12 protein-coding genes and 1 pseudogene are annotated in these 13,157 nt (G+C 42.0%); 6 read left to right on the forward strand and 7 right to left on the reverse strand.

Annotated elements, in window-relative coordinates; all coding sequences use genetic code 11:
- The 4 genes from urtA to V7L01_RS11025 all read right to left on the reverse strand — a co-directional run bounded on the left by urtA (nucleotide 1) and on the right by V7L01_RS11025 (nucleotide 4,699).
- Entirely contained in the window at nucleotides 1–1,317 is a 1,317-nt protein-coding gene (urtA, locus tag V7L01_RS11010; protein ID WP_335034602.1) for an urea ABC transporter substrate-binding protein, read from the reverse strand.
- A 471-nt stretch (nucleotides 1,318–1,788) separates the two neighbouring features.
- Nucleotides 1,789–2,211 carry an ester cyclase gene (locus V7L01_RS11015; RefSeq protein ID WP_335034603.1) on the reverse strand — a complete coding sequence of 141 codons (423 nt, stop codon included), beginning with the start codon at nucleotides 2,209–2,211 and terminating at the stop codon, nucleotides 1,789–1,791.
- A gap of 365 nt (nucleotides 2,212–2,576) precedes the next feature.
- Nucleotides 2,577–3,716, reverse strand: a complete 1,140-nt coding sequence (locus V7L01_RS11020; protein WP_335034604.1) for an NAD(P)/FAD-dependent oxidoreductase — start codon at nucleotides 3,714–3,716, stop codon at nucleotides 2,577–2,579.
- 89 nt (nucleotides 3,717–3,805) lie between these two features.
- Nucleotides 3,806–4,699, reverse strand: a complete 894-nt coding sequence (locus V7L01_RS11025) for an isopenicillin N synthase family dioxygenase (RefSeq protein ID WP_335034606.1) — start codon at nucleotides 4,697–4,699, stop codon at nucleotides 3,806–3,808.
- A gap of 107 nt (nucleotides 4,700–4,806) precedes the next feature.
- Here V7L01_RS11025 and V7L01_RS11030 point away from each other — a divergent pair, with 107 nt between their 5' ends.
- Nucleotides 4,807–5,391, forward strand: a complete 585-nt coding sequence (locus V7L01_RS11030; protein WP_335034608.1) for an Npun_F5749 family FMN-dependent PPOX-type flavoprotein — start codon at nucleotides 4,807–4,809, stop codon at nucleotides 5,389–5,391.
- Nucleotides 5,392–5,451: 60 nt separating this feature from the next.
- Here the strand turns inward: V7L01_RS11030 and cysE are convergent, their stop codons facing one another.
- The 3 genes from cysE to V7L01_RS11045 all read right to left on the reverse strand — a co-directional run bounded on the left by cysE (nucleotide 5,452) and on the right by V7L01_RS11045 (nucleotide 8,809).
- Nucleotides 5,452–6,216: a serine O-acetyltransferase gene (gene cysE, locus V7L01_RS11035; protein ID WP_335034610.1), complete on the reverse strand. Its 765-nt coding sequence runs from the start codon at nucleotides 6,214–6,216 to the stop codon at nucleotides 5,452–5,454.
- Nucleotides 6,217–6,363: 147 nt separating this feature from the next.
- Nucleotides 6,364–6,855 carry a hypothetical protein gene (locus V7L01_RS11040; protein WP_335034612.1) on the reverse strand — a complete coding sequence of 164 codons (492 nt, stop codon included), beginning with the start codon at nucleotides 6,853–6,855 and terminating at the stop codon, nucleotides 6,364–6,366.
- Between the two features lie 292 nt (nucleotides 6,856–7,147).
- Nucleotides 7,148–8,809: a DUF3352 domain-containing protein gene (locus tag V7L01_RS11045; RefSeq protein ID WP_335034614.1), complete on the reverse strand. Its 1,662-nt coding sequence runs from the start codon at nucleotides 8,807–8,809 to the stop codon at nucleotides 7,148–7,150.
- Nucleotides 8,810–8,966: 157 nt separating this feature from the next.
- Here V7L01_RS11045 and V7L01_RS11050 point away from each other — a divergent pair, with 157 nt between their 5' ends.
- From V7L01_RS11050 to V7L01_RS11070, 5 genes and pseudogenes are all read left to right on the forward strand, one after another.
- Nucleotides 8,967–9,299, forward strand: a complete 333-nt coding sequence (locus V7L01_RS11050) for a rhodanese-like domain-containing protein (RefSeq protein ID WP_335034616.1) — start codon at nucleotides 8,967–8,969, stop codon at nucleotides 9,297–9,299.
- Between the two features lie 450 nt (nucleotides 9,300–9,749).
- Nucleotides 9,750–10,859 carry a heat-inducible transcriptional repressor HrcA gene (gene hrcA / locus V7L01_RS11055; protein WP_335034618.1) on the forward strand — a complete coding sequence of 370 codons (1,110 nt, stop codon included), beginning with the start codon at nucleotides 9,750–9,752 and terminating at the stop codon, nucleotides 10,857–10,859.
- 105 nt (nucleotides 10,860–10,964) lie between these two features.
- Nucleotides 10,965–11,642, forward strand: coding sequence for a DUF2834 domain-containing protein (locus tag V7L01_RS11060; protein ID WP_335034620.1), 678 nt, complete (start codon nucleotides 10,965–10,967; stop codon nucleotides 11,640–11,642).
- A 184-nt stretch (nucleotides 11,643–11,826) separates the two neighbouring features.
- Nucleotides 11,827–12,498, forward strand: a complete 672-nt coding sequence (locus tag V7L01_RS11065; RefSeq protein WP_335034637.1) for a hypothetical protein — start codon at nucleotides 11,827–11,829, stop codon at nucleotides 12,496–12,498.
- A 402-nt stretch (nucleotides 12,499–12,900) separates the two neighbouring features.
- Nucleotides 12,901–13,157 (forward strand): annotated as a pseudogene (locus tag V7L01_RS11070) (photosystem II q(b) protein); the annotation flags it as partial.

Raw genomic sequence — 13,157 nt, forward strand, 5'->3', positions numbered from 1 at the left:
TTAAACTTTCTTGTACTTACCACCCTTAGCAGGGTCACTCCAATCACAAGCAAATCCTTTAGTTTCTTTCACAAATTGATTCCAAGGAACTGGCTCAACTGCTGTTGGAGTAGCATAGACAATATCAAATAAACCATCTTGTCTAACTTGACCAATCCGCACAATTTTGGATATGTGATGATTGGCATCCATTGTCACTTTACCTTCAGGCGCATCTAGAGTTTGACCATAAGCCGCAGCACTTACCTTTGCTATGTCTGTAGTACCAGCTTTTTGGACTGCTTGTTTCCACAAATAAACTGCAATGTATGCTGCTTCCATTGGGTCATTTGTCACCCGATTTTCACCGTATTCTTTTTTGAAAGCTGCTACAAACTTCTTATTAGCAGGTGTGTCTACTGTTTGGAAATAGTTCCAAGCTGCATAATGACCTTTGAGATACTCTACACCAATCGCTTTAACTTCTTCTTCGGCAATACTTACAGACATGGAGGGATATTTATCTGGTGTCAATCCAGCCCCTTTTAATTGTTTGAAGAAAGCAACGTTGCTATCACCATTTAAGGTGTTGTAAATCACCCCACCATTGGGTAAATTTTGCTTAATTTTAGTGATAATTGGTGTAACTTCTGTGTTACCAAGAGGTAAATAATCCTCACCAACTGTTTTTCCGCCTAAAGCTTCTAGTTGAGCTTTAATGATGGTATTAGCAGTCCGGGGAAAAACATAGTCAGAGCCAACTAAGAAGAATTCTTTGCCCTTATTTTTTAACAGCCAATCAACAGATGGTTCAATTTGTTGATTTGGTGCAGCGCCAGTGTAAAAAATATTTTTAGAACACTCTTGACCTTCGTATTGCACAGGATACCAGAGCATGTGGTTTTTGCTCTCGAATACTGGCTTAACGTTCTTGCGGCTAGCAGAAGTCCAACAACCAAAGACTACAGCTACTTTATCTTGATCGATTAGCTTGGTTGCTTTTTCTCTAAAAGTATCCCAGTTAGAAGCACCATCTTCGGTAATTGCTTCAATTTGTTTACCTAAAACACCACCAGCAGCGTTAATTTCTTTGATTGCTAACTTTTCAGCATCAACAACGCTTTTTTCACTAATAGACATCGTACCACTCAGAGAGTGCAAAATACCTACTTTGATGGTGTCACCAGCAGTCGCCGCCGCTGGTGAAGCAGTGGGAGGTGCGGCTGGAGTCTGTGTTGCAGTTGGAGAATTATTCGCGCAAGCTTTCAAAAAAAAGCTGCTTCCAAAAGTTAAAGAACCGTAAATTATAAACTTGCGTCGGTTAAATTGTCTTCTCATCTTTTTATGAATTTTCCTCTTGATGAATCAGCCAACTTATAGAAAGCTGACAATATCAATCTTTAAAGTGTGATATTAGTGCGATAGTTTACTAGTAAAAAGTGACGCCTTATACAAAAAAGTTTGTTTTTGTAATAAAAAACAAACTTTTTAAGATTAAGCTTTGTGAACTTTATAAAGATTCTCATATCTATGCAATACGTTATGGAAAAGTAAAAACTTTCTCTTCCACGAACGTCTTTGATTCTAGACAGTTAAAAACTGCTAAGTATCTAGGCATAAATAAATTTCAAGTTTGTAGTCAGGACTTTAGTCCTGATAATTCTTGCTCTGAGCGATAAATCGCTCACTACAAACTAGGAGTTTATTTTATATTTAATTATGTCTACCTACTTATCTCTTTTCAAAAGTCTGGTATGTGCTGAACAGATAGCTGGTTAAGACAACAATAGTTTTAATCAACTACTGCTATTACTCAGATACTCCTGGTTCAATCCGTGCGCCAAGCTGAAGAACCCGTCCAAGATCGTCAGCGTTTCGCCAGGTTTCAATTATCTTGCCGTCGGCAATATAATGAATGAAGGTAGCAGTGAAAGTCTGTTGACGGCCGTGACTTGGTATGCCAAGAAAACTCTCCTGAATGCAGGTATTCGTCGCACGCACAACAACTTTGTCACCTTCAGCGATTACGTCTTCAATTGTCCATTTCTGCTGGATAGGCCCAAATGAACCAAAGAGTTTGCGTACCCCTTCAGGGCCAAGGGGAAGTTCTGGTAAACCACCGTGCATTTTCCAATTCAGGGCGGTTATCTCGCAAATTTCTTCGATTTTATGCTCGCTAATAAGTTCTATCCACCGTTGAGCAATTATTTTGTTGTCCTCAATGGAAGACATTGCTGCTATTCCTTTACTGAAAATTAGGCGAACTCTAATTATTTATTTAGACAGACAAGATGCACTATTGTCAATTAACCAAGTTTGAGATTGAATTAAAATTCAGTGCAGTTATATCATGTCTGCTTGATTATTTATTAAACCCGAAGAACCCCACCCCGCCAAAGCTGTGCTTTGTCTCCCCTCCCCGCAGGCGGGGAGGGGATTAAGGGGTGGGGTGTAATGACTGTGGTTAGCATAACTAATTATGCGGACATGATATGATTACACGAACATGATATTATATCCACTTTTTATAACTCCAAAGTTTGACTGTACCTCATGTATCAGCATCAGTAATATTTATGTCTTTAACTACGGGGCTTTTAGATTAGCATTTGTGTAATAATTTCATCTTCCTGGCCAGTTGCAAAATTAGCAAAACGCTTTGCCAAAGGTGGTATAAGTACTAGGGGATTGCTAAACCCAGAGAAAACATGAACGCCTTCCAATCCTGGAATAGCACCAATTAAGGGAAGTTGATTGCTACTAAATGCCACTAAGCAGTGATACCAAGTCCCTGGTAAATTCTCCAATGCTGGTAAAATTTGACCAGCACCTTTTCGCAACCATTTTTCGCTTACGTCTGAGTTTACATTGGCATGAGGATCTGCGATCGCACGGCTAATCTGCCCAATGCGGATACTACCATCTTGAAACTGAATTGCACCCACATCTAAAATCGGTGGTACTAACTCATTACCAAGTTCATCCCATAATTCATCAACTTGAGTAGATTCAGCTTCTAGTTGAAACCGTTGCTGATTCGCTGGCATAACTAAGGTGCGTAACTGCACATCTACAGGTGGGGTTTCAATTATTTCTGCATGAGTAAAATACAGCTTGATGGGAATACCAGCAGATTTTAGAAGCTGGCGGCTGAGTCCACCCGCACAAATGACAACGTTACCACTGTGGAAAGTTGCAGTAGTTGTTTTTACACCATCTTCCAGTATTTGCAATACTTGGGTAATCTGCATTTCACCCCCAGCCCGCTCAAAAGCTTGGATATAAGCTTGTGCTGTTTTTTCTGGGTGAATATGACCGTGTTTGACAGTTAAAGCACCAGATATCGCCTCTCGATTTAGCTGCGGTTCCAACTCACAAGCTTCTTGAATACTGAGTAAACGGGGTGGAATGGCACAATCATTATATGATGCCGCAGTTGCTTCTGGGTCACTATCGGCTGAAATAGTTAGTAATAAATCTAATTCCCGAAATTGGATATCAGCGTCTAACTCTTGAGATAAGATATGGTAACGTGCGATCGCATCTTCGCACAATTGCCGAGTTAATATTGTAGTCCCAGACCAATAGGCAAGGCCACCATAACTATAGCGAGTTGCATTCTGTGGTGTTTCGTATTGCTCTAACAAAAGAACAGAAAACCCAGTTTTCGACAGTTCATAGGCGAGTGCAGCACCCGCAATTCCACCGCCAACCACAATCCAGTCGTAGGTTTTCATATTAAATATCTTGCTTAATTACGAATTCCGTTAGCGTAGCGTTAGCGAGTCTTCTCCCAAGGGGAGACGCTAAGAGCGAACGAGCGTCATTACGAATTACCATAAGTTGTTTGTAAACGACTTAAAAGATATTCTCCCGCAAGGATAGGGGGATAAATAGGCGATTGTTCTTTCTGGCAACTTTTCAGACAAGCAATTTCTGTATCATCATTAGGATGACAGAAAAAAGCGACAGAATACCGGGAGTGGTTTACCCTGCTGTCACTAGGAATTATCACTCGATGCTTGGTTGAGCAAAACACATGATTTGTCCACCGTTGCATTAAATCGCCAGTATTGACTACTACAGTATCAGGAATTGCAGGTGCGGCAATCCAATTTCCAGATGCTGTCTGTACTTCCAGCCCGCCAACGTCATCTTGGAAAAGTAAGGTAATACTGCCATAATCAGAATGCTCGCCAGCACGCACCTGTTCGGGTTTGGGTGGTGTCTGCAATGGGGGATAGTGGAGCGATCGCAAGGTATGATTTTGTTGATTGTGTCTTGCTATAAAAAAATCTTCTGGCAATTCCAACGCCAAAGCAAATGCTTGTAACACTGTGTTGGCAAGTTCTGTACAAATATCATAAAAGGTGAGAATAGAAGCATCTATTTCTGTAGCTGCTTGTTTGTTTATATTAAATGCCTCTTTCAAGTCGCCTGGTTTGTTGGGGTTAAGTCGTTCTCTCTCAAGGCCAACATATCCTGTATTACTAAACTCATCACTCCAAGCTTGCTTTTGCTTAACTTCTAACGGTAAATTGAAAAAATATTTGCTGTGAGCGAATACTTGCCTTATTAAGTCTTTTGATATTCCTGAATTATATAAGTATATAAAGCCAATCTCATGGCAAGCTTGATAGATTTGTTTGATAACAGTTTGCCGAGTTATTGTATTGCCATTAGTAAAAGCAGTTAAATCTATTACTGGAATTGTAACCATTTATATATAAACTGATTGTAATTATCAATTATGAATTATTTTGACTTGCTCATTTTGTAATTAACTTATAGAGTAGTATACTCAATACTTAGGTACGGAACTTTATAATGTCCCTTGCTCCTTGGCGAAGCGCGATCGCTCATGCACTCCATCGCAACCGCAGCCTTGTTTATGCCCGTTACCTCCAACTAGCAACGGTGCAACCGAACGGTCGTCCCGCTAATCGTACCCTAGTCTTTCGCGGCTTTCTAGAAGATTCAAACCAGCTAAAATTTATCACCGATACTCGTAGCGCTAAAGCCCAACAGATACAGCAACAACCTTGGGCAGAAGTTTGCTGGTACTTCCCCAATACACGAGAACAATTTCGCATCACTGGCTGCTTGACCCTAGTAAGCGGTGATGATTCGTACCAGGATTTACAGCCAGCCCGGATTGCTATGTGGCAAGAACTGAGTGATGCTGCACGTTTACAGTTTGCTTGGCCTCATCCCGGTAAACCTAGAGTCCTGGAATTGGAAGCTTTTGAGCCACCAGCACCCAACCCCGTGCAACCAGTGCCTAATTTCTGTCTACTGCTACTCGATCCAGCGCAGGTAGACCATTTAGAATTGCGGGGCGAACCACAAAATAGACGGTTTTACCGCCAAGATGACAATCAAGAATGGTTTTGTGAAGAAATTAATCCTTAATTTTGTTACTTAGGAGTTATGAGTTGAAAGTTACTCCTCACTCTTAACTCCTAACTTGATTTAAATACCCGCACCATCTAGAAACTGCTGTATTGCCTTATCTTTAAGGCTACACACAGGAGCAGCTTGTGAGAAATCAGATTGGTTAGAAGCTACACAACCTACCAATACAGGAGTGTTTACAGAATTGTTGCTGCGCTGAAGAGTTTGTATTTGTTCTTCCAACGCCTCAATCCGATCTACTAAAGCACGAATTACTTCAGCTTCCGAATCTGGTAAGTTATTGTGTTCAAGAGGTGCAACCCGAACTCCAGAACGATATATAATCCGTCCAGGCACACCTACCACAGTACAGTCCGAAGGGACATCCCTTAGAACTACCGATCCAGCGCCAATACGGACATTATTACCAACTTGGATATTGCCCAGCACCTTCGCTCCAGCCCCGACTACGACATTTTCGCCCACAGTGGGATGGCGCTTGCCACATTCTTTACCAGTACCTCCAAGAGTGACACCCTGATAAATTAGGGCATAGTTTCCAACGATCGCAGTTTCGCCAATTACTACACCCATCCCGTGGTCAATAAACACACTTTGTCCAATAGCTGCGCCAGGGTGGATTTCAATTCCAGTCAAAAACCGAGCCAAGTGAGAAATCAGGCGGGGAATAAAGGGAAGACCAACAGTATACAGCCAGTGAGCCAGCCTATGGAATAGCAGGGCTTGCAAACCAGGGTAACAAAATAAAACTTCCAACCAGTTACGGGCAGCTGGGTCACGTTCAAATATGATACGAAAGTCAGCACGCAGTATAGATAGCACGAGATAGCACCCTCGGAAAGCACAACAAGCTACTCTCCCATATTATCCTCTCAAGTGTTATACCTAAAAATTGGGAATGGGGCATTGGGCAGAAGAGCCAGAGGAGAGGAATTTTCCCGCTGCTTCCCCTGCTTCCTACTCCTTACTTCATTGCTGCTCCACTGTCAGAGTATAGTCACGCTTCACCCCAGGATTAAATGTACCTACCCAAATCCGATAAGTACCACTTTTCCAGCTGCGATCGCTAACGCTAGCATCTTTACTTTTGCCAGTGTCATCGCCGCAACGAATTGTTGTGTTATCTGGACCTTGGACAAGTAAAGTAGTGTCGTTATTATTGCTATCGACTTGTATTGTCATCTGGGAAAAGTCCTTTTCCAAAACCATAATGTGATCTGGATTGGGATCGGCAAAGCCAATACAGGCTTTTCGATCGCGATCGCGGTTACTTATGGCAGACAATGAGTAAGAACCACCTGTAAACCCCTGGACTCTTCCTTGTGCTGGATCGGAATTTTTTGACAGGGTGATAGTACTAAAATTTGCTGTCTGTGCTATTGCAGGGGTAGCTGTGATGGCGGTAAGTATAGCCAACAGCCAGCCGTTGCGAAACTGAAGTCGGGGGCGACAGTATTTCATAGTAGCCCTCCAACAGGCTGTTAAATTAGTAATGATATATACATATTTTAATGAAAAAATTACAGTGGAATTTCAGTTGGTTGTGCCACATTAAAATGTGCCACAAGTAATGGCTTTGAAAGCACGCAGCTAATTGCTAGGCTGTTTCTTAATCTAGCGACAATTCCCCAAATGATGATTTACTTATAGGCAACAAAGCTTATAAAAAAACTACGTAAATATTGCATGGCAAAAAAAAGGCAAAAGGTAAAATAATTTTTTACCTTTTGCACTTTGAGCTTCTATGAAAATGTCACGAATTATTGAGTTTGAAGAAGACGCCACCTTTAAGCGATCGCGTGTCAGTTCCATAACTGCTGACTGTGAGCGATCGCAGGTTGTTAAAAAACGGTTTCCCTAAGACTTCTACTAGCTTGAGAACCGGTACTTGACGCTCTAACAAATTTTGGCTCTTTGTCCAATCAAGATATATATAGCCTTGGTTTGGTCGGGGAATTGCAGCGATACTATCTTTGAAATTCGGATTGTCAATTATGGAATTATCCTTGGCTGTGAGAATTTCATTCATCGTCTCTAAGTCAGATGTGAAAATTTCGTAATTTCCTAAAGTTGTATGCAATCCCCGCACTTTTGTTTCAATGCTGAACGATGCTCCCTCTTTGGCATCACTTTTTTTAGTAGCAGTGGTTAACTCTGTCCAAGCGGAGATTTTTTGGTTGTCTATAGTCAGGGGACTGATGCTGAGTCCGTTGGATGAAGCGATCGCATCCAAACGAGCAACGCCTTGTTCTACACCCTCAGATTTTTCCACTACAAAAATCCAATGAGGGATTGTTTGCTCTTTCTCACCTAACAATGCTATGGCATATTCTCCCTGTACCCAACTAAAAATATCCTCTGGGAAGTTTATGCCCCAACGTTTTTGAACGTCGGTTAAGGGTTTTGCTAACCGAGAAACCACATCTTCCTCAGAACCATATATGGTTGCTGTCGCTTGTCTCCAGAGTTTTGCTAAATCACTGTTACCCAAATTACTCAAATTTGAGCCGGAAATTGCCAAACCTGCTGATGCTGGAATATACTGCAATCCCCCCACAGGTTTAGATAGTGGTGCAGATGGGGGAACAATTTCCGATGAAGTCAGAAAGGTAGTTTCCGCCAGCAATCCTTTGGGGTTCAACGCCAGAGAAATGATTTGGCTATTATAAAGTTGTTCTGGTAACTCTAAGCCTTGCCATTTTGCCACGATCGGAAGATTTAAGAAAGCTACAGCTAAACTTCCTTTGGGCAGTTCTTTAGTGGCTTTTTGGTATTCAGACGAACTAGTCAAATTCAGATCGGGCGCTTGGACGTTATTGATGGCGTCTCGCAACACTTTCGGATCGTTGGCAAATAACACAAAGCCTTCACCAACAACAGCACCTGTAAGCAAGCCTTGTTCTGGTTGAGAATTGTCAGAAATCAGCTTTATGCCTTTGTATTGTTCAACAGCTAAATTTGCTCCAGCTAACGCCCGTTTGGAAAACAACAACTCGACAAACTCGCGGCTTTTCTCCGGTTGCTTGGTTGCTAGTGCCAACAGATACCCTGGTTGCTGTCCGTTTTCTCGATCGCGATCGATATCCAAGGTAGCAATCGCTAATGTAATTTCGTCCCCTAACCAGGGTTGAATGTCTTGTTTGTAATCTATGCCACTCTTGGCGAATAAACTGGTTTTGAGTTTAGATAGTTCCTCTTCCCGTTCCAGCGCCTGCAAACGGTCAGGATTTGCCAGTAATGACACCATTACAGGGGAAAGTTTCGACACGAATATAGCTGCACCAGGCTGAGAGTTAGAAGCAATGAGGTTAGCCGGACTTTTGGCGAAAAACCAGTAAAAGCCTGCGATCGCAATCACTAGCAGTGCGATCGCACCTGCTACGATAAAACCGATAAATGAACGTTGTCTATTCACATTAAACCTTTAAAAAAGACGGTTTACAGCCATTTAAGCAGAAAGCCTACCAGAATCTATCAACCTTCTTGAGAATGGATACTCATGCAAAGGCAGAGATTTTCTGTCACCATAAATAGGATTAGGACTGTTTATAGGGAATTTTTTTAGTCAACCCATGAACCAGATTAGTGTACAAGAACTGGCACAACGTCTTTCTTCTGGTGATGTAAGTATTCAGCTAGTAGATGTACGCGAACCACAAGAATTGGAGCTTGCTAGCATTGAGGGCTTTGTCAACCTACCCTTGAGTCAATTTGCTGAATGGGGAGATCGAGTTCCGACCCTCTTCAATCCCCAAGCTGAAACCCTTGTACTATGCCACCACGGCATCCGCTCTGCCCAGATGTGCCAGTGGTTAATTGCTCAAGGTTTTACAAATGTGCAAAATATTTCGGGTGGTATTGATGCTTATTCTGTCTTAGTAGACCATTCAATTCCTCAGTATTAGCTTGTATTTAGGTGTATTACTCAGATGGAAGAATAACTTCCATCTGGCTTTTGCTATGCTGAAAATAGCAATATTATAAACTTAGGGGCTTACCAGGAAAGCTTGCAACTTTCTCCACTGGCTAAATATTTACGAAACTTTTCGACCCCAATCATAGCTGGAATAGCCGCAAAAATACGTATACAATAATACTTTTATAAGTGTAGAATTATGCAAAAATAAGCCAGAAAAGGATGTTGTAAATTCAAACTCTCAGCTTTGGCAGCAAAAGCCTAAATTGTATTTAAAGGACACTTTTAAAGAGTAGTGTACGCGAACCTTAAGAATAATTATCACAATATAATCGTATAATTTGTTATTTTAATAAATTATTAATATTCTTTGTTTTCAATCAATTTCAGAAATTTTTCCAGACATTGATTAAAATTTGCCTCTAGCAAAACATACCCTATGGAAGTCCAGTTAACAAATCGACAACAGCATATACTTTGGGCAACGGTACGTCACTACATTGCTACGGCAGAGCCTGTTGGTTCAAAAGCTTTGGTCGAAGAGTACGACCTGGGTGTAAGTTCAGCCACAATTCGCAATGTGATGGGCGTTTTAGAAAAGTCCGGGTTACTTTACCAACCACACGCCTCTGCTGGACGTGTACCTTCAGACTCAGGCTATCGTCTTTATGTTGACCAGCTAATTACACCTTCTCTGCGAGACACTACGCGAACGGAAAGTTTAGGACGAGAAGTAGAGGTGGCATTGCAAAAGCGCCTCCAGTGGGAAGATTGGAGTTTAGAAACCCTATTGCAAGGAGCCGCACAAATTTTAGCAACCTTGAGTGGTTGCATTAGCTTGATTACTATGCCGCAAACTACTACAGCACTATTGCGACATCTGCAATTAGTGCAAATTGAAGCGGGAAGGATCGTGCTGATTGTTGTTACCGATAGTTATGAGACACATTCCAAGTTGATGGATTTGTCGCCAATACCAGAGGAAACACAACGAGATGCAGAGGTAATCGATCGCGAGTTGCAGATAGTTTCTAACTTTTTGAATACCCACTTGCGGGGGCGAAGTCTATTGGAATTAGCCAACCTCGACTGGAGTCAACTAGATCGGGAGTTCCAGCGCTACGGGGAATTCTTGAAAAATTCAGTTGCCGAATTGACTCGTCGCACTCATGCACCCACTGCAACCCAAATTATGGTTCGGGGTGTGTCAGAAGTTTTGCGCCAGCCAGAATTTTCCCAATTACAGCAGGTACAAACAATTATCCACCTGCTGGAAGAAGAACAAGACCAACTATGGCGATTAATATTTGAGGAACCAGAGCTTGAGGATGTGGGTAAGTCAAAGGTAACGGTTCGCATTGGCGCAGAAAATCTTCTAGAACCGATACGCACCTGCACCTTGATTTCTTCCACCTATCGCCGAGGCTCAATACCAGTAGGAAGCGTGGGAGTTTTGGGGCCAACGCGCCTAGATTATGAAAGTGCGATCGCAGCCGTGGCATCTGCTGCTGATTACCTCTCAGAAGCTTTCAGTTATTTCAATCCCTAATAGAGACAACCTGCTACAGGTTTAAACAAAAGAACAATACCATAGCAGGTAGATAAGCGGAAACTATAGTGGCAAAATCAATAATTAATACTTTTTAACTCTTTCATGGTTAGAAAAATTGCCTTTGGCTTGCTGTGGCTGGGATTCACTACCTATGCTTTTTTCCTCGCTCCTCCTGAGCAACCTGGTACATTCGAGTTAATTAAAAACCTTTCTACTGGCCAGTGGCAAGGCATTAACCCGTTAGTTATAGCACTATTCAACCTCATGGGCATCTGGCCTCTCATCTATAGTGCAGTAGTATTTATTGATGGTAGAGGACAAAAAATACCTGCTTGGCTATTTGCTACTGCCTCTTTCGGAGTCGGGGTATTTGCCTTGTTACCCTATTTAACCCTTAGAGAACCAAATAATAAGTTTGTCGGTAAAAAGAATGCCTTGCTCAAGCTGCTAGATTCTCGTGTGACTGGGGTTGTCTTGATGGTAGCCACGGTTATTCTAGTTGCCTATGGTTTAACAGGAGGAGATTGGGGTAATTTTGTGCAACAGTGGCAAACTAACCGCTTCATCAATGTGATGAGTTTAGATTTCTGTCTACTTAGCCTATTATTTCCAGCTTTGCTAGGGGATGATATGGCGCGTCGCGGTTGGAAAAATCCCCAGATGTTCTGGTTAACAGCTTTGATACCGCTGTTTGGGCCATTGATTTATTTATGTGTGCGTCCGTCTTTACCAGAAGTGTGGGTAGAGACAATACCCAGTCAGCAGCCAGCTGCAAATTAAAGGAATTTGTAATTAAAGACAGTATCAGTTAGGGATTTAGCCCCAACTGATACAAAAATCACGTATAGATGTACCCCTGTTCTTAAGCAAGCTAAACGCAGAATTCTACAGAAAGAGGGATTTAGACCCAAAAGTTACGAATTATAAATTAGTAATTATCTTAAATGCACACTATCTAAAGATGATGAATAGAAAAGTTGCATTGTGGTTACTATGGGTTGGATTTATCGCTTATGTTTTACTGTTAGCACCGCGCCTGCATTTACAAGAAACCCTAACCCTGTTGAAAAATATATTTACTCTTCAGTGGCTTGCGATAAATCCAATTATCCTTTCCTTGTTTTCTCTAGTGGGCATCTGGCTACTAATTTACAGTGGTTTGTTGTTCATTGATGGCAGAATGCAACGGATTCCTTTTTGGCCTTTTGCCTTAGCATCAGTAGGATCGGGAGTGCTTGGTCTGTTACCATATTTGGCTTTTCGCGAACCCAATCAAGAATTTTCTGGACAAAAGGATGCTTTTTTACGGCTGCTAGATTCTCGTTTTTTTGGGATTGTTTTGAGCTTAAGCACTGTTGGCTTGCTCGCCTATGCGTTTATCTTGGGTGACTGGGGAGATTTTGTCCAGCAGTTCCAAAGCGATCGCTTTATTAATGGCATGAGCTTGGCATTTTGCCTTTTTTGTCTTTTATTCCCCACAATCCTTAGCGATGATATCGCTCGTCGCCACTGGAATAATCCCCAGGTGTTTTGGCCAGTAGCGTTTGTCCCGCTACTCGGCCCACTTGCTTATCTTTGCTTGCGCCCGCCCCTACCATCAACTATTCGTGAAGAATGGCTGATAGCTAATCGGTAACAATGAGGTCGGCGTAAATAATTATTGTTGGGATAAGGCTCGGAGCAGGGGGAAAAAGGGCTTGAGCCTTGTTTACTTTTCTTCACACAGTTTGGTTTTATTGTATCGACTTACTTAGATTTCTTCTATTTATCACCGAGATTCAATCCCACAAGGAAGTGTGGGAGTTTGGCAAAGATAAAAGTGGGTAGGTAGCGCGTCGTAGATATCGCTCTCATCGCTACTATTAATTACGCAGAGCCTCTGTTTTCTCAGTGAATTGAGGATTTTCCACTCCGGTGCGTAAATCCCAAGAGAAATTTTTTCTGAAAGTACTTTACAAAAGTCAATAAATTCTTTAAGATGTGTAACAGGTAGTCAAAGCTACCTAATTCATTCACAAATAATCGCATTTATAAAACAATGACAACAACCTTACAACGTCGCGAAAGCGCCAACGTATGGGATCGGTTTTGCGAGTGGATCACCAGCACCAACAACCGTATTTACATCGGTTGGTTCGGCGTAGTCATGATCCCAACTCTGCTAGCTGCTACCGCTTGCTTCGTAATCGCCTTCATCGCTGCACCTCCAGTAGACATTGATGGAATCCGCGAACCAGTAGCAGGTTCATTAATCTACGGAAACAACATCATTTCCGGCGCAGTAGTACCTTCCTC

The organism is Nostoc sp. (assembly GCF_036917095.1).
Taxonomy (GTDB): domain Bacteria; phylum Cyanobacteriota; class Cyanobacteriia; order Cyanobacteriales; family Nostocaceae; genus Nostoc.